The organism is Asanoa ferruginea, assembly GCF_003387075.1.
In the GTDB taxonomy this organism is placed as follows: domain Bacteria; phylum Actinomycetota; class Actinomycetes; order Mycobacteriales; family Micromonosporaceae; genus Asanoa; species Asanoa ferruginea.
Genome location: NZ_QUMQ01000001.1, coordinates 5,166,481 through 5,192,738, shown reverse-complemented (window position 1 = coordinate 5,192,738; position 26,258 = coordinate 5,166,481). Strand labels below are relative to the sequence as shown.

Genomic DNA, 26,258 nt, shown 5'->3' with positions numbered 1-26,258 from the left:
CCAATCAGGCGTACGCCAATCGCATATCGAAAGGCCGCAACGTTTCCGCCTTCGCCGGGGTCGTGTAGGTAGCGACGAACATCGAGGAGTGCCGGTGGCGGATGACGACGGCGGGTTTCAGGAGTTCGTAGACGTGCGCTACGGCGAACTGCTGCGGATCGCCTACCTGCTGACCGGCTCGGCGCACGACGCCGAGGACCTGGTGCAGTCGGCGCTGCTGAAGGTGATGCGGCGGTGGCGGAAGATCGACGATCCGGTCGCCTACCTGCGGCGCACGATGGCCAACCAGCACATCAGCCTGTGGCACCGGGTCCGGTCCCGCGAGTTGGTCGGCGCGCAACCGCCCGAACCCGCGGGCGACGACACGGCCGAGCGGGTGGTCCGGCGCGACGCCGTCGCCGCGGCTTTGCGGGGCCTGCCGCCGCGTACCCGCGTCGTGGTTGTCCTGCGTTATCTCGACGACCTGCCGGAGGCCGAGGTCGCGGCGCAACTCGGCTGGCCGGTCGGCACGGTCAAGAGCCACGCGTCACGCGGGCTGGCTCGGCTGAGGACCGCCCTCGGCGACAACCAACCGGCGAAGGAGAACCTGCGATGAGCGTCGACGATCGGATCCGTGAGGTGCTGGTCGAGCTGGCCGGCGAAGCGCTCCCCGCGCCGGATCCCTACGGCCGGCTGCACGCGCGCCACCGCCGGGTCAGGCGGCGGCGCGCGATCGCGGCCGGGTTGGGCCTGATCGTCGTCATGGCGGTCACCGCCGTCGTCCTGTCGCCCGGCGGTGGCGGCGGTCCGACCACCGACAACGACGACACGAACCCGGCGCACTCGATGAACCAGTGGTCCGAACGGATGCGGGAGACCCCGACGCGCGGCCAGGTGGCGACGGCCGACCCGGCCTACGTCGACGAGCTGACGCGGTTGCTGGCACAGCACCAGCGAGCCGGCGACTACGAGCAGAAGGCCGGCGTCAGCGAGGTCAATGTGGTGTTCCTCGACGATGTCGGCGACGCCCGGGTGGCGCTCGTCGCGTTCCACCTCGCCAGTCCGGCCCCGGTCACGGGCTATGTGAACTCCAGCGCCTGGTTCGCGGCGCCAAGGGGCGCCTCAGCGGCGGAGGTGGCCGGCGCGGCTGCCACCGCTTCCTTCAGCAGCACGCTGGACCCGTTCATGATCGTCTCCAAGCTCGGTAAGCCGGACGGCACGAACGCCGGCGCCGCCGTCGCGCTGGTGCCCGAGGGCTGTGTCGTCGAATCCGCGCCCTTGCCCGCGGTCAGCGACTGGAAGCCGGAGCCCACTGGGTCATATCTGGTGCGCACCACCGCCACCGAACGCGCCGAGTGGTGGCGGGCGATCTGTGACGGGGTTGTCCGGGACTCGCAACCGGCCCCGACGGTGTTGCCGCCCGAGGAGCCCAAACCGCTCACCGACGCCGAGGTCGACGCCGCGCTCGAGGGCGCTCGCGGTCAGGTCGACCGGCAACTGGCCAGCGCCGCGGTCCGCGCGTCGACCCAGATCGCGCCCAACCAGCTGAGCGGTCCGGTCCGGGTCCTCTGGGGCGGCCAGATCGCTGGCGCGAAACCCGATGACCACGGGTCATGGGACGGCACCGGCGTGCTCACCGCGGCGCCAGCGGCGCCGAGCGGTTGGCAGGTCGACCTGCACATCGCGTCACCCGCAGCCGACAACACACTGCGCGACCTCACCGGCTCGTGGATGCCCGACGACCCGACCAGCCCGACCGCCGTCGTGCCGATGCGGTTCGGCGGAAGCGATTCGGTGCTCGTCGTCGCGCCCGACGGCGCGAAGGCGGTTCGAGCGGTGCACGATGGGTCCATTGTCGACACGGCAGACGTCAACGGCCTGGCCGCCGTGGTGGATGCCCCTGACTCAGCCGACCTCGTCTTCGAGGCGGTCGACGCTGGCGGCACGGTGCTCGGCTCCGGCCGGATACCCAATGCCATGCCGACCGTCTCCACCGGGATCGGCTGGTGACCGGCTCAGCGCAGCGCCCGCTCCACGGCCGTCCGCAAGCTCGTCGGCGGGCGGCCGAGCAGACCCCCCAGGTCGTCGGTCTGCCGTTCGAGCGCGCCGGCCTTGGCCAGACCCATCAGGAAGCCCATCCCGCCGCCGACCTCGGCCTCCTGGTATTCGACCGGCTTCCCGCTGACCTCGCTGAGCAAGGCGGCGAGCTCCGGGTAGGTCCACAGTGGTCCGGTCAGGTCGTAGCCGCGACCGAGGTGGTCGTCGGAGGTCAGCACGGTGGCGGCCGCGGCCGCGAGGTCGGCCCGTAGCGCCGTGTTGAGGCCGCGCCCGCCGGTCGCGCTCTCCAGCCGGCCCGCCGCGACCACCGCGGCCAGCCCGGCGTTGACGAACGCGTCGGTGTAGAAAGGGTGCCGCAGGAGCGTGTAGCCGATCCCGCTCTCGACGACGGCCCGCTCGGTCTCGTGGTGCGCCGCGTTCATGCCGTCGCCGCCGCGGTCGGCGCCGAGGAAACTGGTGTAGGCGATGGCCCGGACGCCATTGGTGGTCGCCGCCTCGATGACCGCCCGATGCTGCCGGACCCGCCGGTCGGCCGCCAGCTCGGGCGACGAGATGAGCAGCACCCGCTCGGCGCCACGCAACGCCGACCGCAGCGAGGCCGGGTCGTCGTAGTCGCCATGCCGCACCTCGACCCCCGCCACCGCGCGCCCGGGATCCCGGACGGCCGCGACGACCTGATGGCCGGTTTTTGCGAGTTCCTCGACCACCAGCCGGCCGAGCGCGCCGGATGCCGCGCACACCACAATCATTCGAGCCCTCTCCACGGACGGGATGTCAGGCAACACCGACACCGGTTGCCGCCGCCACCGAATTTCGGGCCCCGGGTTAGATTGGGCGCCGCTTCGCGAAACGCTTTCAGCAGGAGGAACGGCATGCGCTACCGCAGGCTCGGCTCAACGGGGACCGTCGTGTCGACGCTGTGCCTCGGCACGATGACGTTCGGCAACGAGACCGACGAGGCCGGCTCGCACGCCCAGCTCGACCGCTTCGTCGAGGCCGGCGGCACGTTCCTGGACACCGCCGACGTCTACTCGCGCGGCATCTCCGAGGAGATCATCGGCCGCTGGCTGCGGAGCCGGCCCGGCGTACGCGAAAAGCTCGTGATCGCCACCAAGGGCCGCTTCCCGATGGGCGACGGCGGCAACGACGCCGGCCTGTCCCGGCTGCACCTGAGCAAGGCCCTCGACGCCAGCCTGGCCCGGCTCGGCGTCGACGCGATCGACCTCTACCAGGCGCACGCGTGGGACCCGATGACCCCGATCGAGGAGTCGCTGCGTTTCTTCGACGACGCCGTACGCGCGGGCAAGATCCGCTATGTCGGTGTCAGCAACTTCGTCGGCTGGCAGCTCCAGAAGGCGGTGCTGCTCGCGCGCTTCGGCGGGCTGGCGCCGATCGTCACCGTGCAGCCGCAATACAACCTGCTGGCCCGCGATATCGAGCACGAGGTCGTGCCGGTCTGCGTCAACGAGGGCATCGGCATCCTGCCCTGGTCGCCGCTCGGTGGCGGCTGGCTGACCGGCAAATACCGCCGCGACGACCTGCCCACGGGCGCCACCCGGCTGGGCGAGAACCCCAACCGCGGCGTCGAGGCCTACGCGGGCCGCAACGCGTCGGAGCAGACGTGGCAGGTGGTCGACGCGGTCCGCGAGATCGCCGAGGCGCGCGGAATGTCGATGGCCGCGGTCTCGCTCGCCTGGCTGGCCGACCGCCCGGCGGTCACGTCGGTAATCCTGGGCGCCCGCACCACCGAGCAGCTCGACGACAACCTGACCGCCGCCGACCTGGTGCTGACCGACGACGAGCGGGCGCGTCTCGACGAGGCCAGCGCGCCGCGGGTCGCCGACTACCCCTACGGCACGGCCGGCGTCGACCAGCAGGCCCGGCGCCTTCCGGTGTGACCTAGCCGGCCGCCAGCACGGTCGCCTTGACCCGCTGGAGCGATCCGCGCAGCTGCGCGACCGTGGGCCCGGTGACCAGCACGCACGCCGCCCGGTCGAGCGACCACCGCAGCTCGGGCACGGTCGGGCCGGCCATCGGGTTGATGTCGACCCGGGTCACGCCGGGCAGGGTCTCGGCACCGCGCAGCGTCTCGGTGGGAATGGGCGACCCCGGTTCGAGCAGCGGGTACCAGATGCCGGCGACCCGGTCCCGCGTCGGCTCCACCGCCGGCCGGCGATCGGCGGCGACGGCGATGGCCGCTTCGAACAGGTCGACCCCGGTGGCCGCCTCGATCAGGTCCATGAGGTTGTCACCCGGCGTGCGGACGGCGACCTCCATCAGGCACGGACCGTCGGGGGTGAGCCGCATTTCCACGTGCGCGATGCCGGCGCCCATGCCGAGCGCCGCCACGACCTCGCGGGCCTGCGCGACGATCGCGTCGCGGGTCACCGCGTCGACGTCGGCCGGCACCAGGTGCTCGACCTCTACGCAGTACGGCGGTTCGGTGGTGGTCTTGGCCGTCACGTTGGCGAAGACCACCACCGAGCGGTCGACCACGACCTCGCAGCTGAACTCCGCACCGGGCACGTACTCCTCGCACAGGAACGGACCGGTGCCGCCGTATTCGGCCGTCCATTCCTTGACGCCCTGCGGGCCCGCCGCCACGACGACACCCTTGCTGCCGCTCTCGCCCAAGGGCTTGAGCACGACGGGATAGCGGCCCGCGGCCCAATCCTCTGCCGCCGCCTGATCGGTGACCAGCCGGTAGGCCGGCTGGCGGATGCCGTGCCGCTCGAACAGGGCCCGCTGGAAGGCCTTGTCACGCGAGACGGTGGCGGCGTGCAGCCCCGGGCCGGGAAGGCCGAGCCGCGCCGCGATCAGGGCGGCCGCCAACACGTGCGGCTCGGCGAAGGCCAGCACCGCGTCCGGCTCGGCCTCGGCAACCGCGCGGCTGGCCGCGGCGTACCAGACTTCATCGCCGGCGCCGAACCCGTTGGGGATCGGGTGACGACGGTCGTCGCCGCGCCACGAGTCGGCGAGGTCGGGCGCGCCGAGCGAACCCTCGTAGTCGACCACCGAGACCGCGAACCCCAGGCGGCGGGCACGCGCGAGGTAGGGCCGGCCCATCATGCCCATGCCGACCAGCAGCAGCCGCGGACGGGTCGTTTCGGTCATCGTTTCCTCCAGTCGTCGGTCCCCCGGTAGTCCCCGGCGTGGTAGATCAGCGGTTCGGCGTCTTCTTCGTGCCAGTGCTCCCCCGACTCGACGGCGCAGAGCAGCAGGGTGTGGTCGCCGGCCGGCACCCGCCGGTCCACCCGGCAGATCACCCTGGCCAGCACGCCGTCGAGCAGCGGCACTCCGGCTGGGCCGGGCCGCCAGGAGCCGTAGGTGGCGAGCCGGTCGATGCCGCGAGTGGCGAACAGCCGAGCGACCGGCTCCTGTTCACGGCTGAGCATGTGCACCGCGACGAGGCCGGCGGCCGAAACGGCCGGCCAGGCCGAGGCCCGGTTGGCGAGGCAGAACGACACCAGTGGCGGGTCGAGCGATACCGAGGTGAACGACGTCGCCGTGAAGCCCGCCGGCGGCCGGCCGGGCGCCGTGACCACCACGACGCCTGCCGCGTGCCGGCGCAGCAGCGCGCGGAACAGGGCCTGGTCCACCATCAGCGATGCGGTCACGTCTGTTGCCTCCGTCCGGATCAGCGCAGGCCGCGGCGGTTCAGCAACGCCTCGGCCGAGGCATCGCGGCCACGGAACGCGCGGTACACCGCTCGCGGATCGGCCCCGCCACCGACCGCCAGCACTGCGCGGCGGAAGGTCTCGCCGGCGCCGCGCGGATCGTCGGACCGCTCCTCGAACCAGGCGATGGTGTCCGCCGCGAAGATCTCCGACCAGACGTAGCTGTAGTAGCGGCCGCCATAGTCGCCGAAGAACACATGCATGAAGTACGTGCTGGAGTAGCGCGCCGGAATGGCCGGGTGGTCGAGCCCGTGCGCGGCGAGCACCCCGCGCTCGAACCCGTCGACGTCGACGACGTCGTGGTCAGCGCCGAGGCCGTGCCAGGCCTGGTCCACGAGGGCGGCGGCGAGGTGCTCACAGGTGAGGTAGCCCTGTTGGAAGGTGGCCGCGGCACTGATCCGGTCGATGGTCCGCTGCGGCAGCGGCTCGCCGGTTTCGACGTGCACGGCGTAGTTCGCCACGATCTCCGGCCGGGTCGCCCACATCTCGTTGACCTGGGCCGGGTATTCGATGAAGTCCCGGAAGACGTTCATACCCGAGATCGACGGGTAGGTCACGTCGGACAGCAGTGCGTGCAGGGCGTGCCCGAACTCGTGGAACAGCGTCACCACCTGCTCGACGGTGAGCAGCGTCGGCTTGCCGGGCGCCGCCGCCGGGATCGCGAAGCTGTTGCACACCACGGCTTTGCGGCCGGTCAGCCGGCTCTGCGGGACGATCGAGTGCGAGCGCGCTCCGCCTCGCTTGCCCTCTCGCGCGTAGGGGTCGAACAGGTAGGTGCCGAGCACGGCGCCGTCGGCGTCCCGGACCTCGAACACCCGGCAGTCCGGGTGGAAGCCGGGCAGGTCTGGCCGCTCCGCGAAGGTCAGGCCGTAGCTGAGCCGGGCCGCGTGGAATACGCCCCGGGTCAGCACGTTGTCCAGCTCGAAGTAGGGGCGCAGCGCCTCGCCGTCGATGTCGTAGCGGTGGGCCCGGACCTGCTCGGCGTAGTAGGGCCAGTCCGACGCCTCGACCGGCTCCGCGGACTGGACCTGGAGCTCGGCATGTTCGGCGCGGGCCCGCACCGCGGCGGCCCGCGCCATCGGGCCGAGCAGAGCGGCGACGGTGTCCGGATCCCCGGCCATCTCCCCGGCGGTCACCATGGCCCCATAGCTCGGATGGCCGAGCAGTTCGGCCTGCTCGGCGCGCAGCCGGGTGATCTCGAGCAGCACCTCCCGGGTGTCGTTGGCGTTGCCACGCCGGCCCCGCGACATCGACGCGGCCAGGAGCCGCCGGCGCACCTCCCGGTCGCGGAGCCGGCGCAGGTGCGGATGGCCGGTCGGATAGCTCAGTGGGATGAGGTGTTTCCCGGGCAGCCCGCGCCGCTGCGCCGCGTGCCCGGCGGCCGCGACGTCACCGGGGCCGAGGCCGTCGAGCTGCCTGGCCTCGACGACCAGCGCCAGGTCGTCGGTGTCGGCCTGGACCCGCTTGTTGAACTCGGCCGACAGGGCCGCGAGCCGCTCGGCGATCTCCGCGAGCCGGGCCCTGCGGTCGGGCGCCAGGCCCACGCCGGCGCGGGTCATCCGGTCGACGTAGCGCCGAACCAGATAGCGCTCCTCGGCGTTGAGCCCGGCGGTGCCGACGGCCGCGATCCGGGCGAAGAGCCGTGGGTCGGTCTCCTTCGCGACGCGGTAGGCGGCCCACCTGGGCGCGAGCTCGGCCTCGAGCTGGATCAGCTCGGCCGTGCCCTGCGCACCGACCACGGTCTGGAACGTGACCATCACCCGCTCCGCCAGCTCGCCACAGCGCTCAAGGGGGACGATCACCGTTGCGAAGGTCGGCGGCCGAGGGTCGGCGACGATCGCCGCGAGCTCGGCCTCGGCCTCGGCCAGACCGCGGGCGAGGGCGTCGCGGTAGTGCTCCGGCCGGATGTCGGCGAACGGCGGCAGGTCGAAGTCGGCCACCAGCGGGTTCGCGCCGGCCGGCGCCGTCACCGCGGTCGTCATCACGACTCCACACTGGAGTGTTGACGGGCCTCGGGTGTCATCTCATCCTCCTGGGTGTCGGCTGGCTTCTGCGAGGTGTGCAGCGGGATGAACGGCCGGGCGAGCAGCGGCAGCAGGCTCAACCCGGCGAGCAGGACGAAGGCCCAGCGGAGTCCGGACAGGTCGGTGATGCCACCGACCGCCGGGTGCATGACGGCGATGAACACGGTCATGACGAGGTTCTGGAAGGACAGGATGGTCGCCCGGATCTTGGCGACCACCATCCGGTTGAGCACGTCTGAGGTGTGTGGACGGACCCCCGCACTGACCGCGGCGATCAGCAGCATGGCCAGGTAGGCGGTCCACCAGCTCCGGCTCGACGCCACCCCGACGAACAGCGCCGAGATGGCGATCGGGGTGCTGGTCAGCCAAAAACCGAGCCGACGCTCGGAGATGATCAGATACCCGTAACGGGAGCCGAGCAGCGCCGACAGCCGCAACCCGAAGAAGAGCACACCGAGCCAGCCGACCGACACCGCGAACGACTGCGCGGTCGGCTGGAAGAGCACGAATGGAACGAAGAACGCCGTCCCGGAGATCAACGCGGCATAGCCGACGATGCTCAGCACCGGCGGATGGGCGGCCAGGTAGCGGCCGGCGAACGCCAGCGTCGCGGCGTACCCCCGGCGCTCCTCGTGTTCGATCGGGACCTCGCGGGTGGCACCGACGAAGAACAAGGCGATGCCGGTGAGCACCGCCGTGGCGGCCATCGGCAGTGCCAGGTTGATCGCGGCCAGCAGGCCGCCGGCGATGCTGCCGACCGCCTGGGCGCCCTGGATGACCTGGAACGAGTGGCTGGCGATTCGCGGCCACTCGGCTTCGCGCCCCGCCTTGACCGCACTGTCGTAGAGCAGCGCGGTCTCCGTGCCCGAGGCCATGGCCGTGCCGATGGCCCAGAACAGATAGCCGGTCGCCACGCCCCAGAAGCCCGGCAGCACGGCCAGCGATCCGAGGCCGATGGCGAGCAGCACGGTGCCGCTGATCAGCGTCACCCGCCGGCCGAACGTGTCGGCGAACACCCCGAGGGGCACGTCGGAGACCGCCTGCACGATCCACCCGGCGCCGGCGATCACGTAGATCTCGGTGAGGGTCAGGTGCCGGTCGTGCTCGAGGAACACGATCCAGATCGGCATCCAGAGACTGACATTGGTCAGCGCCTGCCAGCGATAGATCAACCGGATGTTGCGGGCGAACGACGGGTCAGGCTGCTCGGTCATCCGGAGTCCAATCGCCGGGGCGCTATCGCGCGGGGAACAGGGGCTTACCGCTGCGCCTGCGGCGTACGACGCCGCGCCGCCAGGCGTTGTAGAAATCGGTGTGGTCGCCGGCCGCGACGAGCGCGTCGCGCACCTCGTGCACGTCGCCCACCCGCTCGTCGACGTCGGCGACGACCGGCGCTGGGAGGCACCGCAGCGACGCGTCGAACAGTTCCCGGTCGGCGAGTTGCCGCGCCTCCCAGCCGAACGACAGGCCCTGGTCGAACTCGGCGCGGAACCGCTCCGGGACGGCCTGGTAAAAACGGGCGTAGTCGGCCGCCCGGTCGAGCCAGCTGAACGCAACGCCGGTGCCCAGCCCGCTGATGCAGTCACCGACGTAGGGCTCCGGCACGCGCAGCGCCGACCGGGCAGCGGCGGCGGTATCTCCCATGTGGACGAACCAGAGGCTGCGGCCATAGCCCTGATACCACACGTGGGTGGCGGGAACGTCGCCACGCCGGATGTCGGTGGGCCGGGTGCGCCGGCCGCCGGACATGAAGCCCTGCCGGAACCCGATGCCCTCGTAGCACAACAAGCCGTAACGCGGGTCGAGCTCCGCCACCACCCGGGCCACCCGACCGGCCCGGCCGCGGTAGAAGGTGCCGAGCCACCAACCGAAGCCGACGTAGTTCTGATAGACGGTCGCCGGGGAGAGCGCACGGGCGAAGTCTTCGAAGCCGCCGAGCCCACCGCCGGTGCGCAACGCGAACGGGCCGAAACCCATCGCCGCACCCTCGAAGTAGAACGGCCGGAAGAACCGGGGCACCTCGGTGGCCCGGTCCCGCGCCGCCGGCGCGTCGGCACCGCCGGCGATGAGGTTGTAGCCGACCAGGAAGGTGGTCGCGATGTCGACGGTGCGCTGCGCGGCCGCCTCGTCGGCGAACGGGAAATCGGTGGTGACCCGCCGCAGAAATTGCGGGTCCCGCGTGGTCAGCCGGGCGACGGCCCGGGCCCGCAGGCGGGCGATCCGGGTGCGCGGCAAGGGCGCACGGCCCCCCGCGATGCGGGAGTCCGTGCACCCCTGTTGACGCGAACTCTGCGTCATTACGCCTCGTTGGAGCACATGTAGACGTCGCCGACCTTGATCCCGTCCGGCGCGTAGAGCGGCGTCCGGTCGGTCGACTCGAAGCGCGAGCCCTTCGGAGGCAGCCGGTAGAGCTGACCCGACATGGTGATCGGCTCGGTGTTGTGCAGCGTGCCGACCGGCGTCTCGATCGTCAGGTACAGCTTCTGCTCGCTGAGCACACCCTGCTCGAGGGCGCGGCCGGCGGGGATGTGCGCGGCACCCAGGATCGGGCGGCCGTCCGGCGAGCTGAGCGCGCCGCCGAGCACGTGGATCTCTTCGCCCGGCCACAGCTCGGTGCTTTCGCCGACCAGGTCGAACCGGATGATCTCGAGGGACAGGTCGACGCTGCCGTCCTCGTTGACGTCGGGCTCGTGCACGATGAACTCGGTCGGGCAGGCCGTCTTGAGCGAGATCCGCTCGGAACGGCCGTCCGTCAGGAACAGACCGATCTCGCTCTCGGCGTAGTCGAGCTCCATGACGGTGTCGTAGGTGGTGACCTTGGGGGTCGTCCTGATGGACATCCTCTTACCTCCCATTACGTGGGCCGTATTGCCCTATGCGTAAAGCATTGGCCCTGGAGTGCTTCGGATCTCGACGTTTGTTGCCACAAGGAACGCCGACCGGCGGAGCTATTCCGGTCCACAAGGGATCAGCGCGATGGATGCCAGGATGATGGCTTGGGCGACCACCTGGAAGTCGAGGTCGGGCGCCCAGTCGCGGACCTGCTCCTCGATGGTGAGCAGGGCGAGCACGGGCGCCGCGAACTCAGACGAGATGAATACGCCGTGCCGCCGTTGGATCGCGAAAAGCTCGGCGGTGAACGCACCGACCCGGAAATCGCGCGCCGGCAGCCGGCGATGGGCGTGGATGAGGTGCGAGATCTCCGCGGTGAACGCCTCCCGGTCCAGCGACTCGGGCAGCGTCACCGCGCTGCGCAGGACGCTGTCGGCGCTGCGCCGGCCGTTGCCGAAACTGAGCCCGATGAAGAACTCGCTGAACTGCCGGCGGGTCCGGTCGGACAGTTGCACGGCGAAGCCCGCGTCGACGATGTTGAGGGTGCCATCGGGATCCCACGCGAAGTTCCCGGAATGCATGTCGAGATGGACGAAGCCCGATCTGAAGATCATCGTGAAGACGGCTTCGAGCAACCGGATCGCGCTGGTGGTGCCGTCCCGGATCGGCCCGTCCGCTGCCGCGAACGCGGGCAGGTATTCCATCACCAGCCGGTCGCCCTCGCTGAGCTCGGGGCGGGCCCGGGGCAGCCGGACCGGCAGGTGTGCCAGGGTTCGCCGCAGCTCGATCAGGTTGCGGCCCTCCCGGCCCAGGTCGACCTGCATCTCGGCCGCCGTCGCCAGGAAGTCGACCATCTCGCGCACCGGCAGGTGCCGGGCCGGCGGCAGGATGGCGACCGCCCGAGCAGCGCGGCGGGCGTTGTCGGCGTCGAAACGCAGCCGGTCGGAGACGGTGGGTCGGCGGACCTTCACCGCCAGCGGTTCGTCAGGGAACCGGGCCAGGTAGACCCCCGCGATGCTGCCGAAGCCGAGCGGTAGGACGGGTTCGGTGGGCGGGTCCGGCCGGACCCGCTCGACGTTTCGCCGAACATGTTCCGCGGGCAGCGGTCGGCAGTCGTCGCGCAATCGGCGCAGTGCCGCCCGGGGTCGTTCGCCCAGCAGGTCGCGGCGGGTGGAGGCCAGCTGGCCCATCTTGACGAAACCAGGGCCGAGGTTCTCCAGCAGGTCGGGCACGTAGCGCCAGGCGTCGAAGGTGCTGCGCCGGCCGCGGACGGTGGCGCGTAGCCAGCCCGCACCAACCCGCGTCGCGAAGCCGACCAGGTGCCGGCCGTAGCGGAGATACCCGGCCGCGCTCATGCCGGCCGCCGGACGGGCGGTTCTGACTCGAACTGCCGGAGCTGGATCAGCTCGCGGTGCCGTTCCGGCGCCGGCCGGGCATAGCGCTGCCGGTATTGCGAGGGCTGGGTGCCGTAGAGCTTCTTGAAGCTGCGCTCGAAGTTGCTGAGGTCCCGATAGCCCACCTCCGCCGAGATGGCCGTGACCGTGCAGTTGGTCTGGAGCAGCAGTTTCCGGGCCTCGGTCATTCGCAACATGATCAGGTAGTCGATGAACCGCCGGCCGGTCTCCTGCCGGAACTTCCGGGAGAAGTGGTAGCGACTCATGTAGACGGCGTTCGCCACGGCGTCCAGCGACAGGCTCTGGTCCCGGTAGTTCTCCTTGATATAGGCGACCGCGAGCGCGATGCCCTCGTAGACCTTGCCGTCGACCTGCGCCGCCGGTTCGAACCCCGTCCGGGTGGTCGAGGTCACCGCCCGCGGTCGGCGCTCGGGGCCGGTCCGCGGCGTACCCGGCCCGGCGCGCCGGGAGTAGGACAGCAACTCCCCGACCAGACTGGCGATCGAGTCGGCCGCGGCGCCGTCGACCACGCTGGCGCCGGCCGAGCCGACCGCCTTGAGGGCCATGCACACGTCCGCCGGAAGCGGCACCCCACCGAGGGCGCTGACGACCACGCGCAGGTGGTCGACCGCGGTCGCCGCCGGCCGCGACTCGCCGTAGGAGATCAGCGCGAATGGCTTGCCGGACGTGGTTCGCACGTCGAGCGAGTCGAGCAACGTCTTGATGGTGCCCGAGTAGGAGCGGTTGCGCTCCCGCGAGACCACGATGACCGCGTCCGATGCGGCCACGTCTCCGGCCATCGGCTGGGGAGCCGTGTCCGGCAGCATCACCCGGACCTGAGCGCCGCCGTTGACCAGCGTCTGCCGCACATGCCGGATGAGCTGGTCGGCCTGTGTCTCGAAGCGTTCGCAATCGCTGATGAGCAGCACGGAAGGGGTTCTCATCGGCCGGCCTCCGCCCCGGTGCGCAGGGTCGCCGGCTCCGGTGCGGTCCGCCGTACGGCCGCGACCACGACGCCGCCGTCGAGGCCGGGCAGGCGGATGACCGCGGTGGTGACGCGCAGCGGCCCGGACGACAGCGTGCACCAGCCATCCTGTGGCGGCTGGTCCAGCCGTAACGGCACCGCGCCGGCCTCGCCGAGCTTGCGGAGGCACTCCACCGCCGACCAGACGCGGGTGGCGCTGACGTCGTAGTCTTCCCCACCGGACTCGGCGATCGCCTCGGCGAGCGCGTCGTTCGTCGCGCCGAGCATGCCCTGCCAGGACGGGCGGGGCCGGTGCCCGACCGGCTCCAGATCGACTCCGACCGGGGCATCGCTGACCAGGGCGAGCGTGTAGCTGCCCGCGTGGGACAGCGAGATCCCGGCACCGGAGACCAGTTCCGGCTTCCCGTCCGGGCGGTGGACCAGCGTCTGCGTGTCGCCGGTGGCCAGCGCGACGGCACGCGCTCCACGTTGGTCGCGGTCGAGGCCCGAGGTGTCGGCGAGGGTCACCCGGCAGGCGACGCCCGCGCCCCAGCGCAGGCCCAGGGTCCGCTCCAGGTATGCGGCGATCAGTTCCACCGGCCAGGTCTTGGTGACCGGCAGGTCGTCGACGGCCCGCAGCCGCATCCCCCGCCAGGTCTCGGTGACGGCGCCGCCGTCGTCGCGCACCGTCAGGTCGAAGACGAGATCGCGGTCGCCGCGGCCACGCTCGGTGGACTCCACGTCGAGCACGGCGGCCGGCGACGGTCGCCGGAACCGCACCTCGTCGGCACCGGCCGGCAGCAACCGGCGGTGCGGAATGCACGACTGCGCGGCGTGCAGGCTCGCGTCCCGAGCGGCCAGGTCGCCGAGGAGCAGATCCTGCGGAAGGTAGTCGACGAACCAGCGACCGGCCTCCCGCGCGTCGACGTCGGCGCGGCACCGCACGCTCTCCAACCGGCGGAAGCCGCGCGCGAGCTGAAATCGGGGCCCATGAAAGAGCAGGTCCGAGTAGAGGGCCGTCACGATGTCGGCGGAGCTGGCGAGCAGCTCCGGCCGGCGGCTCGCCTCTGGCGGCGGCGTGCCGCGGTCGTCGAAGTCGAAGGTGGCCCGGAAATGCTCCGCGCCGAAGCTCGTGGCCTCGCTGCGGACGCACACGTCGACCAGGCCGTCCGGCCGGACGAGACCCGCGATCTGGATCCGCAGCGTGCCGTCGACCGGCACCGAGATGGGCTGGCTGAGCCGCAGGTCGAGCACCCGCGCAACCGGTGCGCGGCCGGTGAGGGCGTGTGCCACCTGTGCCATCGCCTCCAGGCCGGCCACCATCGGGAAGAGGAGCGCCCCGTTGAGTGCGTGGTCGGCCAGATAGCGGTCGGTCTCGCGGGCCAGCGTCGCCTCGACCACCAGCTCGATGCCGGGATAGCGGACCAGCGGCTTCTCCACGAACCGCAGGAAGGGCACCTCGTCGTCGCGCATCGGCAGGGTGGTGGCCGCGAGACCGAACCGGCCGCTGACGATCGGCGCCACGTCGCCGTCCGCGGAGATCAACTCCAGCAGGGTCGCGATGCCGGCTTCCGGCGGTATCGGGCGGATGCCGGCCCGCACCAATGACTCGAGGACCCCGAGCTTGGCACCCATGCCGACGCCCGACCACACCGACCAGTCGACGGACAGGCACTTGCATTCCGGGTGGGCGGCGGCGAACTCAGCCACCTCCGCCCGGACCCGCTCGTTGGCGACGGCGTAGTGGCCCTCGCCGCGCATCCCGGTGCGGCCGATGAGCGAGCTGAACACCACGAGTAGCCGCAACCGGTCCGGATCGACGACGGCGGTGAGCTGTCGCAGCCCGTCCACTTTGGTGCGCCAGGTCGCGGCGATCGACTCCGGGTCCAGCGCGGTGAGCAGGCCAGGCTCGTTGACGCCGGCCGCGTGCACAACGCCGGTCACCGGGCCGAGGTCGTTTTCGATCAGCCGGACGGCCGCGCGCAGCGACGCCGGGTCCGTGATGTCGGCCCGTTCGTATCGCACCGGGACGCCGAGCGCCCGCATCCGGTCGAGGTTGGCCGCCAGCTCGGCGTCGTCGTCGGGGTCGGATCGGCCGACCACGGCGACCCGGGCCCCGAAGGTGCGGCCGAGCGCGAGTGCGGCCTCGGCGCCGATGCCTTTGCCGCCGCCCGTGACCAGCACGGTGTCTTCGGCGCCGAGACGGCGGGTCCGGCCGCTCACGGCCTGCTCGACCAGCCTCGGCACCGTGACGCGGCCATCGTCGAGCCGCAGCTCCTCGAAGCCGTCACCGATCTCGCACTCCCGCCGCAGCTGCCGGTGCTCTCCCGGCGCGAGGCCCGCGAGCATGGACGTGTCGAGCAGGCGCACCGGCAGGTCGGGCCGCTCCGCGTGCAACGTCCGCACGAGGCTGGCCGCACCACCGGAGTGACACACCACCACCCGGCGGGCGGTGCGGTCATCGGCGACCTCGGCAAGGCGCTGGATCGCGCGGATCGCATCGTGCTCGGTGACGATCGGTTCGAGGGAAAGCACGAGACCGCGCGGCGCGTCGTATGAACCCCGGCCCTCGTCTCCGAAGACCGCCCGCACCGCCGGCGGACAGTCATCCGGCAGCTCCCAGGCGACGGCCCGGCGCGGCCCGCCACGCCGACGCGGCACCCAGTCGACGGCGAAGGTCCGCACCCACTCGCCGGCGCCCGGCGCCTCCTCGGTGCGGCCGCCCTCGCCGGCCGCCGGACTGCGTTCCAGCATCTCGATCAGCTCGCGGACGTTGCCCTCGGCCAGTTCGTGTGGCGCCGCCAGCGGCTCGCGCCCGGTGTCCCGGGCCGCGTCCGCGGCTATCTGGGCCACCGCGATCGAGTTGAGCTTGAGGTCGACCAGGAACGTGCTGCCGTCGCTGACCGCGTCGGCCGGCAACTCGGTCCGGGCGGCGATGAGGTCGCGAACCACCCGGGCGATGTCGCCGCGCTCGGAAACCTCCGGCGGCGCCCCCGGTTGAAGCTCCGCCGCCGGTTCAGGCTCCGGCGCAGGTTCCAGCCGCACCGTCGGGGCGGGCAACTGCTCGCACGGGTTGACCAGATAGGTGGGCCGGCGCAGCGGATCGCTGACCACGGCGATCCGGTTGGCGACCAGCGCGTCGAGCGCGACCGGCGAGCCGAGGGCATACGCCGCACCGACGACGCCGAGGAACGGCGCGAAGCCGTACGCGCCGGCATCGACCGACAGGGCCGGCAACCCGGCCGCCGCGGCGAGGTCGGCCAGGATCCGTCCGGGGCCGACCTCGACGAGCAGGTCGCACCGGTCGGCCGCGGCCTCGAGCGCGTCGGTGAACAACACCGGCGCGGTCACCTGCTCGACCAGCAGCCGCTCGATCGACACCCGCCCGGACAGCACGGCCCCGGTAACGGTGGAGACCACCGGACGCTGGACCACGCGTTCGGCGGTACCTGGCGGGAACCACGCGGTGATCGCCGGCGCGGCCGGCGCGACCAGATCGGAGTGGAACGCGTGGGACACCCGCAGCGGGGTGGCCCGGATGCTCCGGGTCGCGGCACGGCGCCGGCAGGTCTGGATGGCGGCCTCGGCGCCCGAGACCACGGTGCGGTCGGCCGCGTTGACCGCGGCCACCGAGAGCGGTAGGTCGGCGATCAGGTCGGCCGCGGTCTCGACGTCGGTTCCCAACTCGACCATCGCGCCCCGCTCGGCGGTGCACGCGGCCATCGCCCGGCCGCGGGTGGTGGCCAGGTCGATCAGCTCGGCGCGGGTGAACACGCCCGCCCAGTGCAGCGCGGTGAGCTCGCCGAGGCTGTGGCCGACGGCGACGGTCGCCTCGACGCCGAGCGCGCCGAGAACCGCCAACGCAGCGGCCGAAACCGCCACGGTCGCCGGCTGCGCGACCGCGGTGTCCACAGTGGTCGTGTCCGGCAGCCCGGCCCCGTCGAGCACCGCTTGCGCGGCCGGGAACCGGCGGCCAAGCGAGCCCGCGTCGAGACGCACCGGCGAGCCCTGGCCGGAGAACACGAAGCCGATCCGTGGCGCGTCGGCCGAAGCCGAGAAGGAGTAGTCCGGCCCGACGTGCCGCGGCACACCGGCCTCGATGCGATCGGCCAGCTCGGCGCAGCCCTCGGCCAGCTCCTTCGGTGTGCGGGCGACCACCGCCGCCCGGGCCCGCTGGCCCGGAAGCGTGGCCCGGGCGGCGTGGACGGCCAGGTCGCTCATCCGCCCGAAGGTCAGATCGCGGGCCGCCGCGGCCAGCTCCCGGCTCTGCCTGGCCAGCTCCGGCAGGGACGCGGCCGCGAACGGGATCAGCTCGGCGTCCTGCCCGGTGGACGCCACCGCCGAGTCGACCGCCCAGAGCCGGGCCGGCTGGCCGGCGTGCGACTGCTCGACGGTGACGTGGGTGTTGATGCCACCGAAGCCCACGGCACTGACCGCGGCCCGGCGGACGTCGCTGCTCCACTCGCGCGCACCCCGCCGCACCTCCAGCACCCGGTCGGGCCCGCGCAGCTCGGCCAATGGCGCCTCGGAGCCGGTGGTCGGCGGCAACACGCCGCTGTGCACGCTCAGCACCACTTTGATCAGTCCCGCGACACCGGCGGCGGCCTTGGTGTGGCCGATGTTCGCCTTGATCGACCCCAGGGCGGCGACGTCGCTCGCACCCGCCGTGCGCCGCAGCCGCGAGATGGCGGCGACCTCCGCCGCGTCACCGACCCGGGTGCCGGTGCCGTGCCCTTCGAAGAGCTCGACCAGGTCCGGGCCGTAACCGGCCGCGTCGTACGCCCGGCGCATGGCCAGGGCGTGACCGTCGACCTCGGGACGGGTGATGCCGCCGTGCCCGTCGGAGGAGATGCCGAACCCGGTGATCGTCGCGTAGACCCGCAACCCCCAGCGGATCGCGTCGGCCTCCCGCACCAGCGTGACCACGCCACAGCCCTCGCCGGGCCAGAAGCCCTCGGAGCGCTCGTCGTAGATCCGCATCAGCGTCTCGGCCAGCGCGCTGGTCTTGGCGAACCCGACCAGCTCGAACGGATCGATGCTCAGGTCGACGCCGCCGGCCAGCGCCAGGTCGACGTCGCCACGCTGCAACGCGATCGCGGAGTGGATGACTGTCAGCAGCGACGACGAACAGGCGCCGTCGATGGTGTAGCCGCCGCCACCGAAATCGAAGAAGTTGCAGATCCGGCCGGCGATGGTGTTTGACAGCCCGCCGGCCAGGCTCTCCTCGTTGATCGGCTGGAACGGCTCCTTGAAGGTGCGCTCGAGCTCCGGGAGGAGCTGCCCGAGCTGATCGGCCAGGCCCCGCTCGGCGAGTGCCGCGGCGACGGCGCGCCGCACATAAGGCCAGCGCAGCCGGAGCACGCCGCTGCGGGTGTAGTCGCCGGTCAGCGTGTTTCCCATGAGGACGGACACGCGGCGCCGGTCGATCGGCAGGTCGGCGAAACCGGCGTCGTCGAGGGACCGCTTGGCCACGTCGAGGGCCAGCCAGTGCGCGATGTCGCTGCTGCGGTAGGCCGGGCCGGGGACGTTGAACGCGACCCGGTCGAACTGGTAGTCGTCGAGCAGAGCGGCGTAGCGGTTGTAGGTGGCATCCGGCGCCGAGCGGTCGGGTGAGTGATAGTCGTCGAGGTTGAGCCGCTCCGGCGGGATCTCCCGGAACGAGCGGCGCCCGGCCAGCACATTGCGCCACAGCAGGGCGGGTGCGGCCGCCTCCGGGTATTGGCAGGCGAGTCCGACGATTGCGATCCTGGTGTTCGCCATGATCCCTCACTCACTCAGGGTCATCGCCGGCACCGCGGTGCCGGTCGGAGCGGACAGCTGCTGACCGGCCTCGGGCACGCTCGCCTGGGCACGCTGCGTCCGGATCCCGCGCCAGTGGCGGAACCACAGGTAGCCGCCCCGGATCGCGCACACCACGACCACGCTGTAGAAGATCCCGTACGCGATGTGCAGCAGCATGAAGCCGGCGTAACAAGCGGCGCAGGCCGCGCCGAATGCCACCTGGTTGAGCGGCCGCACGGGGGTGCTACCAGGATCCGTGATCATGTAGGTGGTGAAGAGCAGGAACGCGAGGCCGGTCATCGGAGCCAGCGCGCCGACCAGCGAGACGGTCGGGTCCAAACCCCGCAGCACCGCCTGTAGTGCGAAGAACCCCAGCCAGCTCAGGACCAGCGGCATCTTGCCGGTGAGCTTCGAGTTGAGCATGATGCCGCTCGCGAACAGGGCGAGCGGGATGATCCAGTCGACGATCCCCGAGGTGGTCTCGGTGAACTGGTAGGGCAGCCCGACACCCACCCACGGGAACACCAGCAGCGTGGCCGAGATCCCCAGGTTGGAGGGGTTCAGCACGTGCCGCAGCTTGCCGTTCACCGGTGCCTGGAAGAGGTATTTGCCGGCGCTGGCGACGGTCACCGCGAAGACGAACGGCCACAGCTCGCCGCCGGGATAGAGCAGCATCGAGATCGCCACGGCGCCGATGTGCCCGGGGAGCAAAAAGATGACGAAACTCCGGAGCCCGCCCTCGTAACGTGGCCGGCGCCCGCTCGCCTTCGCGTCGACAAATTCGAAGAACAACTCGGCCGTGTACGCGGTGAGCAGCGCGACGCACAGCGACGCCCACGAGGTCTCGAACCCGAGCCAGAGCCGCCCGACGATGTTGAACACGGTGATCGAGATCGCGAACCGCTTCAGCGCGGCCACCCGCTTGTCGATGACCTTCGGCGCCGGTGCGCTCGGGGCCGCCGACCTCGTCAGCACTTCCTCGGCAACCATCTGGTTCCCCCCTTTTCACCCGAGGACGATGGACCATCGCCCGGCTGTCACGGTGTAGTCGCGGGACTGCTGGGTCCCGTCCGTCGACCGCCAGTCGACGCGGACCGCTATCGGCGTGCCCGCCGGCAGCTCACCGAGCCCGAAGTGCAGGTCGGTGCTCCGTGCGCTGGCGTGGCCGTTCCCGCCGTCGACCTGCGCGGTGTAGCGGTCTCCGCTCGGGAGGGTGACCGTCGCGCGAGCGCCGATCACCGGAATTCCCCGCACCGCGACGTCGCGGGTGACCGTCGGTGTCCCACCGGACGCCAGCGGCCGGAGCAACCGGAGGTCGAGCGAGAGCCCCGCGTCGGGCGTGGTGTTGCGGTAGAAGAACGACGGTCCCCATTGACCGGCGATCGCCAGGTCGAGCCGCCCGTCGCCGTCGACGTCGCCAGTGGCGATGGCCCGGGTGATGCCCTGGTCGAGCCCCAACTCGGTGGTGACGTCGACGAACCGGTCGCCGTCCCAGGCGAGGAAGGCGGGCTGGTCGTGCGCGGCCAGGCCCCAGTCGTCGCTGGACTGCATCCAGTTGGTCGGGTGCTTGACCAACTGGTCGTTCTCCATCGCCAGCTCCGCCACCTGCGGCCAGGTGTCGTGCTTGCCGTAGGCGAAACCGGTCGCCTGGACGATCTCCGGGCGGCCGTCGTTGGCGAAGTCGTCGATCTTGGCGTCCCAACCCCAGCCGGTGCGGGCCACGTGCAACGAGTCGCTGCGCTCGGCGAACGGTGCTTCCGCGCCGACCGCGACCGGGTCGCCGGTGTTGACCCAGGCGAAGTTGGTCTCCATCAGACCGCGCTGCGACGAGATGTTGCTGACGAACATGTCGGTGCGGCCGTCACCATTGAGGTCGCCGAAGTCGACACCCATGCCCTTGAAGGAGTCGTGCCCGAGCGACTTGGACTTGGGCGTGGTGAAGTCACGGCTCCCGGTCACCTCGGTGAACCGCACCTGACCCGGCGTCGAGCGGTTGACCATCAGCCGGTCGGGGCCGAAGTCGTTGGCGAAGTAGAGCTCCGGAAGCCCATCGCCGTTGAAGTCCTGCGCGCCGATCGCCAGCGTCCAGCCGTGCGCGACCTTCTCGCCGAACACCGCGCCGGCGTCCTGGAACGGTAGGGACCCGGCGGCACCGGGGCGCCACAGCATGATGTGGTTCCGGCCGCCGTTGAAGGCGCTCGCCATCGAGTCGTTCATCTGGAACGCCGGGTCGTGCTCGGCGGTGGCGTCGAGGATGCGGGCGCCGTCCGGGAAGTAGTTGCCGATGATCAGATCGGGGTGCCCGTCACCATCGACGTCGGCGCGGTTGACGGAGTCGGTATACCAGCGCTCCGCACCCGGCCAGAGCTCCAGCGGCCGGAACGCCGCAGCCGACAGTGGCGTGGCAGGCGAGCGGAGGAAGACCACCGGGGTCCGTCCCCAGTAGTAGACGAGCAGGTCGGTCGAGCCGTCCTCGTCGAAGTCACCGGGCAGGCAACCGGTCGGTGCCATGGTCGCGCGGCTGTAGGTCAACGGCGCCGGATCCACCGCGAACGGGGCGTACGCCGCGGGCGTTCCGGGGGCCGGGGTGATCGTGACGGTGTCGGTCCGCGGGTCCACCCAGCAGAGGTCGCGACTGAACCCGGAACCCTGTAGGTCGGTCAGCGCGATCGAGGCGCCGACGCCGGACATCCAGGTCCGCAGCTTCGACAGGTGCGGCGCGACCGGGCGTTGTGTCTTGAAGCCGTCGACCGAAACCGGCCGCAACTCGGTGGGCGCGAAGGCGAACCCGCTCGCGACCCGGCGGACCTCAGCGGCCGACGGCCGGGGCAGTTCGGTCGCCCAGCCCACCGCCAGCACGGCGACGAGGGCGAGGAGGCGAACGAGGTGGTGCCGGGCCCGGCCGGTCGGCCGGTTGGGCTGTTGGGGCGCGGGTGCAGTCTGAGACGACAAGGCTTACCCCCCGTGTTAGCGATGTCCGGTCACATTCAGTGGCGACGATACCGCCGAGTAGCGCTCCCCATACCCTGCGTTCCTTGCGCTGGTTGCGCAACATCCGCAGTGCCGGCCAGAGACCGCGTCAGTACGCTTGGGCGATATGCATACGCAATATGACACTCCCGATATCGAATGCACACACGGCAACCCACGCCAACCATATTTCGCATATCGACGGGTGGTTTCCCTGGAGGAGACGAACGCGACCGGAAACGTTTATTTCTCGCAGTACGTCAAGTGGCAGGGGCACTGCCGGGAGCTGTTCCTGAAGGAGACCGGCGACTGGGTGGTCCGCGAACTCGGCGACCGCTACGCCTTGGTCACCACCTGGTGCCGGTGTGACTATTTCATCGAGACCGAAGCATTCGACGAAATCTGTATGCATCTGTGGATGTCCGACGTCACCCAGAACCGGATGACCTTGGAGTTCGAGTATTGGCGGGTATCCGCCGGCCCCGCCGAGCTGGTCGCCCGGGGCTCCCAGCAATTGGCGTGGCTGGAGCGCGACGACGACCGCCGGATGCGGCCCCGACCGGTGCCCCGGGAGCTGCTCGAATCGATCGGCGGCTACATCACCACGAAGTTCGGGACGACGCTGAGCGCGTGAGGTCCGAGCCCGGCACGACGGAGAGGCGAATTGACCCGTGAAGGCGCACGACATCTGGCTGGCCGGCACGGGCGTGTACCTGCCGGCATCGCGGTACGTCGCCCAATCCGATGGCACGGCGCCTGCGAGCACGCTGAACAGGACTAATAACCGGCGAACCCGGGTTGCGATAGCGGGCGACATCAGTGCGCCGGACATGGCGCTCACCGCGGCACGGCGCGCACTGGCCGCCGCGCGGGCCCACCCGGCGGACGTGGCGCTGCTGCTCTACGCCAGTGTCTGGCACCAGGGGCCAGACGGCTGGGGCCCGCACCACTACCTACAGCACCACCTCGGGCTGGACCACTCGCTGGCCCTCGAGGTCCGCGGTGGATGCACCGGAACATTCGGAGCTATCGATCTGTCGATCGGCTATCTGAACGATCGGAGCACGGCCGAGACCGCATTGGTCATTGCCAGCGACAACTTCGGCACCAAATTGGTCGACCGATGGTGCATGGGGCCGCTGTCGGGCGCTGTCGGAGACGGCGCGGCCGCCGTTCTCCTTTCCCGCACCGGTGGCCTGGCACGCATTCTTTCGAGCGCCGGCACGACCTTCTCGGAAATGGAGGAGGTATACCGTGGAGACGAGCCGTTGTTTCCACCGCCGGTGACCGAAGGCCGATACCTGGATTTCGGGGCGCGGGCCGCCGCATTCCAGCGACGGGCGATGCGCGAGGGGTCGTGGTTGCGGCTCATCACCGACCATCGGGCCCACGTCCAGGAGGTCGTCGAGGAGGCGCTCGCCGACGCGGAAATCGGCCGCGGCGACATTAGGAAAGTGCTCGTCAACACAATGCCGGAGAGCACCGCCAAGGATTATCTCGACAGTTTTGGTTTCACCCTGGAGCAATCGTCGTGGGCGCACACCGAAGCGTTGGGCCACCTCGGCGCGGGCGACCATTTCGTCGCACTGCACGAGATGCTGGCGGCCGGCGCACTGCGGCCCGGTGACCGGGTGCTGCTGACCGGTTTCTCGCCCGGCATCACCTACAAGGCGATGGTGATCGAGATCACCATGGCCGACCCGTCATGAACTTCGGCCTGTCGGCAGCTCAGCGCCGGCTGCTCGAGGAGGTCGCGGTGGCCGCCGAGGGGATCCTCGACGGTCCGTTGGCCGACGACCCGGACCCGGCAGCGGTCGCCAAGGCCTGGCAGGTGGCCACCGACCGAGGGCTCACCGGGTTGTGTGTGCCCGTCGAGCACGGTGGACGCGGCCTCGGCGCGCTCGACACCGCGCTCGCGCTCGAGGCGCTGGGCGCCGCCGGCCTCGACACCGGCTTCGCGTTCGGGATCGCCGCGCACCTGCTCGCCTGCGCCGTTCCGATCCGCGACTTCGGCTCCGGGGCGCTGCACGCCGACCTGCTCCGTGACCTCGCGACCGGCCGGGTCGCGGCGAACGCGATGACCGAGCCCGACGCGGGGTCCGACGTCAGCCGGCTGGCCACCACGGCGGTACCCGACGGCGACGGCTACCGCCTCGACGGCATCAAGTCGTTCGTCAGCAACGGCCCGATCGCCGACTGGCTGGTCGTCTACGCGACCACCGACCCCGCCGCCGGCTACCTCGGCGTCTCCGCCTTCGCCGTCCCACGCACGACGCCCGGCGTGCGGATCGGCCCGCTCCTGCGCAAGACCGGGCTGCGCGGGTGCCTGGCGGCCGAGGTGACCTTCGCCGGGTGCCGGGTCGGCGCCGCGAACCTGATCGGTGCGGCCGGCGCGGGCAGCCAGATCTTCCAGGCCGGCATGCACTGGGAACGGGCCTGCCTGGCCGCGATCTACCTGGGCAGCATGGCCACCCAGTTGCGGCAGTGCGTCGCGCATGCCCGGGCCCGCCGGCAGTTCGGCCGCGCGCTCACCGACTTCCAGGTCACCGCGCACCGGCTGGCCGTCATGCGGCAGCGCCTGGAGAGCGGCCGCCTGCTGCTCCAACGCGCCTGCTGGCTGCTCGACGAGGGCGACCCGGAGGCCTCGACCGCGGCGGCGCTGGCAAAGGTCGCGGTGTCCGAGGCGGTGGTCGCCAACGGGCTGGACGCCATCCAGGTGCACGGCTCCACCGGCGTGCTGACCGCGACCGGGGTCGACGCCGTCCTGCGCGACGGCCTGCCCAGCACCATCTTCTCCGGCAGCACCGAGATCCAGCGCGACATCATCGTGGCCGGGCTGCTGTCATGACCGGCGGACTGCTCCACGACCTCGCCACCGACGCCGCCGCCCGGGCTCCCGACGCGCCTGCGGTCGACGGCCCCGCGGGCCCGCTGAGCTACGGCGAGTTGGTCACCCGCGCCGACACGCTCGCCGGCGCGCTCGCCGGGCACGGCGTACGCCGCGGTGACCGGGTGTTGATCTGGTGTGCCGAGCGCGCCGCCGCGATCGTCGCGATGCAGGCCGTGCTGCGGGTCGGCGCGGCCTACGTCCCGGTCGCCGAGGACAGCCCGCCGGCCCGGCTGCTGCGGTTGGCGGCGGACTGCGGTGCCGAGGTGGTGTGCGGCACGGCCGACCGGATCGCGCTCGTCACGGCGTCCGGTCTCACCGCGGTCGACGTCGACGCGCCGCCAGCCGGCCGCACCGTCGCCGGCCGGCCGGCGGTGACTCCCGCGGACACCGCCTACGTCCTCTACACCTCCGGCAGCACCGGTGCGCCCAAAGGCGTCATGGTCAGTCACCGGGCCGCCCGCGCCTTCGTCGACTGGGCGGTCGAGGAGTTCGCCGTCGGCGCCGGCGACCGGTTGGCCAACCACGCCGCGCTCACCTTCGACCTGTCGGTCTTCGACATCTACGGCGCGTTCGCCGCCGGCGCCTGCGTCGTACCGGTGCCCGCCGCCGGCCGGCACGACGCGCGGCTGCTGGCCAGGTTCGTGCACGAGGAGCGGATCTCGATCTGGTACTCCGTGCCGTCGGCGCTGCTGTTCCTGATGCGCTTCGGCGACCTCACCGGCACACCACCGCCGCCCGCCCTGCGGCTGATTCTCTTTGCCGGCGAGCCGTTCCCGCCCGGCCCGCTGCGGCGTCTGGCCCACTGGTCCCTGCTGCCGCTCTACAACCTCTACGGGCCGACCGAGACCAACGTCTGCACCTTCCACCGGGTGACCGAGGCCGACCTGCGCGGCGGCGAACCGCTGCCGATCGGGCGACCGTGCTGCGGCGACCGGCTGACCGTCGTGCCCAGGCCGGCCGACCCACCGGGCGTCGGCGAACTGTGGGTCGACGGACCGACGGTCTTCCAGGGCTACTGGGGCGGGCCGCCGCACCGTGGGCCTTACCCGACCGGCGACCTGGTGCGCGCCGCGGCCGGCGGAGTGCTGACCTTTCTCGGCCGGGTCGACGACCTGCTGAAGATCCGCGGGCATCGCGTCGAACCGGCCGAGGTGGAGGCCGCCGCCAACACCTTTCCCGGCGTCGCGGCGAGTGCTGCGGTCGCGGTCGGCACCGGTCTCGACGCCCAACTGGTCCTGGTGGTCGAGCCCGACGGCGCGCGCCCGGTGCCGACCCTGCGGTTACGCGCACACCTCGCCGGCCTCCTGGCCGGTCACCTCATGCCCGACGAGGTCGTGTCGGTCGCCCGGTTGCCGCGCGGCGGACGGGGCAAAGTGGACCGTCGCGAGGTGCGGGCTCTCGTACCCCGATCCGGAAGGTAGCTGTCATGGCCAGGCTCTCCGAGACCGACGTCACCGCCGAACTGCTCGCGTTCGTCCGCGACGAGTTCCTCGACGGCGACCCCGACAACGACCTGACCGAGGACACACCGCTGCTGGCGTACGGGATCCTGAACTCGCTGCGCACCGTGCGGCTGCTGGCCTTCGCGCGCGAGCGGCTCGGTGCCGACGTCACCGCCCTGGCCGCCGACCCGGCCGCACTGGCCAGCGTCGGCAGTCTCAGCCGCGCCCTGACCGGCCGTTGATCCCG

Annotated in this window: 20 protein-coding genes; 8 read left to right on the top strand and 12 right to left on the bottom strand. The window is 71.6% G+C overall.

Annotated features, from left to right (window positions below; translation table 11 throughout):
• Nucleotides 1-94 precede the first annotated feature (94 nt).
• Both DFJ67_RS24405 and DFJ67_RS24400 read left to right on the top strand, forming a co-directional pair.
• Nucleotides 95-595, top strand: a complete 501-nt coding sequence (locus DFJ67_RS24405) for a SigE family RNA polymerase sigma factor (RefSeq protein ID WP_116076613.1) — start codon at nucleotides 95-97, stop codon at nucleotides 593-595.
• Entirely contained in the window at nucleotides 592-1,989 is a 1,398-nt protein-coding gene (locus DFJ67_RS24400) for a hypothetical protein (RefSeq protein WP_116070135.1), read from the top strand. The genes DFJ67_RS24405 and DFJ67_RS24400 overlap by 4 nt, the downstream gene beginning before the upstream one ends.
• A 5-nt stretch (nucleotides 1,990-1,994) precedes the next feature.
• On the opposite strand, the gene DFJ67_RS24395 is transcribed toward DFJ67_RS24400, so the two are convergent.
• Nucleotides 1,995-2,777: an NAD(P)H-binding protein gene (locus DFJ67_RS24395; RefSeq protein ID WP_116076611.1), complete on the bottom strand. Its 783-nt coding sequence runs from the start codon at nucleotides 2,775-2,777 to the stop codon at nucleotides 1,995-1,997.
• Between the two features lie 132 nt (nucleotides 2,778-2,909).
• Between DFJ67_RS24395 and DFJ67_RS24390 the strand changes: the two genes are divergently transcribed.
• Nucleotides 2,910-3,935 carry an aldo/keto reductase gene (locus DFJ67_RS24390; RefSeq protein WP_116070134.1) on the top strand — a complete coding sequence of 342 codons (1,026 nt, stop codon included), beginning with the start codon at nucleotides 2,910-2,912 and terminating at the stop codon, nucleotides 3,933-3,935.
• Nucleotide 3,936: 1 nt separating this feature from the next.
• Here the strand turns inward: DFJ67_RS24390 and DFJ67_RS24385 are convergent, their stop codons facing one another.
• The 11 genes from DFJ67_RS24385 to DFJ67_RS24335 form a co-directional block, all read right to left on the bottom strand.
• Entirely contained in the window at nucleotides 3,937-5,151 is a 1,215-nt protein-coding gene (locus tag DFJ67_RS24385; RefSeq protein WP_116070133.1) for an ATP-grasp domain-containing protein, read from the bottom strand.
• Nucleotides 5,148-5,639: a flavin reductase family protein gene (locus DFJ67_RS24380; protein WP_170216219.1), complete on the bottom strand. Its 492-nt coding sequence runs from the start codon at nucleotides 5,637-5,639 to the stop codon at nucleotides 5,148-5,150. Before DFJ67_RS24380 ends, DFJ67_RS24385 begins: the two co-directional genes overlap by 4 nt.
• 35 nt (nucleotides 5,640-5,674) lie before the next feature.
• The gene (locus tag DFJ67_RS24375) at nucleotides 5,675-7,696 is read right to left on the bottom strand and encodes a M3 family metallopeptidase (protein ID WP_116070131.1); all 2,022 of its coding nucleotides are present in this window, start codon (nucleotides 7,694-7,696) and stop codon (nucleotides 5,675-5,677) included.
• Nucleotides 7,696-8,952: an MFS transporter gene (locus tag DFJ67_RS24370; RefSeq protein WP_116070130.1), complete on the bottom strand. Its 1,257-nt coding sequence runs from the start codon at nucleotides 8,950-8,952 to the stop codon at nucleotides 7,696-7,698. The genes DFJ67_RS24375 and DFJ67_RS24370 overlap by 1 nt, the downstream gene beginning before the upstream one ends.
• A 22-nt stretch (nucleotides 8,953-8,974) precedes the next feature.
• A complete protein-coding gene (locus DFJ67_RS24365) occupies nucleotides 8,975-9,973 on the bottom strand; it encodes a DUF1702 family protein (protein ID WP_170215950.1) in 999 nt (332 codons plus the stop codon).
• A gap of 62 nt (nucleotides 9,974-10,035) precedes the next feature.
• A complete protein-coding gene (locus DFJ67_RS24360) occupies nucleotides 10,036-10,578 on the bottom strand; it encodes a hypothetical protein (protein ID WP_116070128.1) in 543 nt (180 codons plus the stop codon).
• A 108-nt stretch (nucleotides 10,579-10,686) separates the two neighbouring features.
• A complete protein-coding gene (locus DFJ67_RS24355; RefSeq protein ID WP_116070127.1) occupies nucleotides 10,687-11,925 on the bottom strand; it encodes an AarF/UbiB family protein in 1,239 nt (412 codons plus the stop codon).
• Complete coding sequence (locus tag DFJ67_RS24350; protein WP_116070126.1) at nucleotides 11,922-12,908, bottom strand: helix-turn-helix domain-containing protein; 987 nt, start codon at nucleotides 12,906-12,908, stop codon at nucleotides 11,922-11,924. Before DFJ67_RS24350 ends, DFJ67_RS24355 begins: the two co-directional genes overlap by 4 nt.
• Nucleotides 12,905-18,688, bottom strand: coding sequence for a type I polyketide synthase (locus tag DFJ67_RS24345; protein WP_116070125.1), 5,784 nt, complete (start codon nucleotides 18,686-18,688; stop codon nucleotides 12,905-12,907). The genes DFJ67_RS24350 and DFJ67_RS24345 overlap by 4 nt, the downstream gene beginning before the upstream one ends.
• A gap of 6 nt (nucleotides 18,689-18,694) precedes the next feature.
• Nucleotides 18,695-19,699 (bottom strand): enediyne biosynthesis protein UnbU, encoded by a 1,005-nt coding sequence (locus tag DFJ67_RS24340; RefSeq protein ID WP_116070124.1) that lies wholly within the window; start codon nucleotides 19,697-19,699, stop codon nucleotides 18,695-18,697.
• A 15-nt stretch (nucleotides 19,700-19,714) separates the two neighbouring features.
• The gene (locus DFJ67_RS24335; protein ID WP_147315586.1) at nucleotides 19,715-21,661 is read right to left on the bottom strand and encodes a CRTAC1 family protein; all 1,947 of its coding nucleotides are present in this window, start codon (nucleotides 21,659-21,661) and stop codon (nucleotides 19,715-19,717) included.
• A 223-nt stretch (nucleotides 21,662-21,884) separates the two neighbouring features.
• Between DFJ67_RS24335 and DFJ67_RS24330 the strand changes: the two genes are divergently transcribed.
• From DFJ67_RS24330 to DFJ67_RS24310, 5 genes are read left to right on the top strand one after another with little or no spacing between them, the layout of a single operon-like run.
• Nucleotides 21,885-22,313 (top strand): acyl-CoA thioesterase, encoded by a 429-nt coding sequence (locus DFJ67_RS24330; RefSeq protein WP_116070122.1) that lies wholly within the window; start codon nucleotides 21,885-21,887, stop codon nucleotides 22,311-22,313.
• Nucleotides 22,314-22,350: 37 nt separating this feature from the next.
• A complete protein-coding gene (locus DFJ67_RS24325) occupies nucleotides 22,351-23,388 on the top strand; it encodes a ketoacyl-ACP synthase III family protein (RefSeq protein ID WP_147315585.1) in 1,038 nt (345 codons plus the stop codon).
• A complete protein-coding gene (locus DFJ67_RS24320; protein WP_116070120.1) occupies nucleotides 23,385-24,527 on the top strand; it encodes an acyl-CoA dehydrogenase family protein in 1,143 nt (380 codons plus the stop codon). Before DFJ67_RS24325 ends, DFJ67_RS24320 begins: the two co-directional genes overlap by 4 nt.
• A complete protein-coding gene (locus DFJ67_RS24315) occupies nucleotides 24,524-25,990 on the top strand; it encodes an AMP-binding protein (protein WP_116070119.1) in 1,467 nt (488 codons plus the stop codon). Before DFJ67_RS24320 ends, DFJ67_RS24315 begins: the two co-directional genes overlap by 4 nt.
• 5 nt (nucleotides 25,991-25,995) lie before the next feature.
• Complete coding sequence (locus DFJ67_RS24310) at nucleotides 25,996-26,253, top strand: phosphopantetheine-binding protein (protein WP_116070118.1); 258 nt, start codon at nucleotides 25,996-25,998, stop codon at nucleotides 26,251-26,253.
• Nucleotides 26,254-26,258 lie beyond the last annotated feature (5 nt).

Excerpts from the sequence above, each read along its gene's own strand:
- DFJ67_RS24400 (WP_116070135.1), top strand. The coding sequence starts at position 592 with ATGAGCGTCGACGATCGGATCCGTGAGGTGCTGGTCGAGCTGGCCGGC.
- DFJ67_RS24390 (WP_116070134.1), top strand. The coding sequence starts at position 2,910 with ATGCGCTACCGCAGGCTCGGCTCAACGGGGACCGTCGTGTCGACGCTG.
- DFJ67_RS24385 (WP_116070133.1), bottom strand. The coding sequence starts at position 5,151 with ATGACCGAAACGACCCGTCCGCGGCTGCTGCTGGTCGGCATGGGCATG.
- DFJ67_RS24380 (WP_170216219.1), bottom strand. The coding sequence starts at position 5,639 with ATGGTGGACCAGGCCCTGTTCCGCGCGCTGCTGCGCCGGCACGCGGCA.
- DFJ67_RS24375 (WP_116070131.1), bottom strand. The coding sequence starts at position 7,696 with ATGACGACCGCGGTGACGGCGCCGGCCGGCGCGAACCCGCTGGTGGCC.
- DFJ67_RS24370 (WP_116070130.1), bottom strand. The coding sequence starts at position 8,952 with ATGACCGAGCAGCCTGACCCGTCGTTCGCCCGCAACATCCGGTTGATC.
- DFJ67_RS24360 (WP_116070128.1), bottom strand. The coding sequence starts at position 10,578 with ATGTCCATCAGGACGACCCCCAAGGTCACCACCTACGACACCGTCATG.
- DFJ67_RS24355 (WP_116070127.1), bottom strand. The coding sequence starts at position 11,925 with ATGAGCGCGGCCGGGTATCTCCGCTACGGCCGGCACCTGGTCGGCTTC.
- DFJ67_RS24350 (WP_116070126.1), bottom strand. The coding sequence starts at position 12,908 with ATGAGAACCCCTTCCGTGCTGCTCATCAGCGATTGCGAACGCTTCGAG.
- DFJ67_RS24345 (WP_116070125.1), bottom strand. The coding sequence starts at position 18,688 with ATGGCGAACACCAGGATCGCAATCGTCGGACTCGCCTGCCAATACCCG.
- DFJ67_RS24340 (WP_116070124.1), bottom strand. The coding sequence starts at position 19,699 with ATGGTTGCCGAGGAAGTGCTGACGAGGTCGGCGGCCCCGAGCGCACCG.
- DFJ67_RS24320 (WP_116070120.1), top strand. The coding sequence starts at position 23,385 with ATGAACTTCGGCCTGTCGGCAGCTCAGCGCCGGCTGCTCGAGGAGGTC.
- DFJ67_RS24315 (WP_116070119.1), top strand. The coding sequence starts at position 24,524 with ATGACCGGCGGACTGCTCCACGACCTCGCCACCGACGCCGCCGCCCGG.
- DFJ67_RS24310 (WP_116070118.1), top strand. The coding sequence starts at position 25,996 with ATGGCCAGGCTCTCCGAGACCGACGTCACCGCCGAACTGCTCGCGTTC.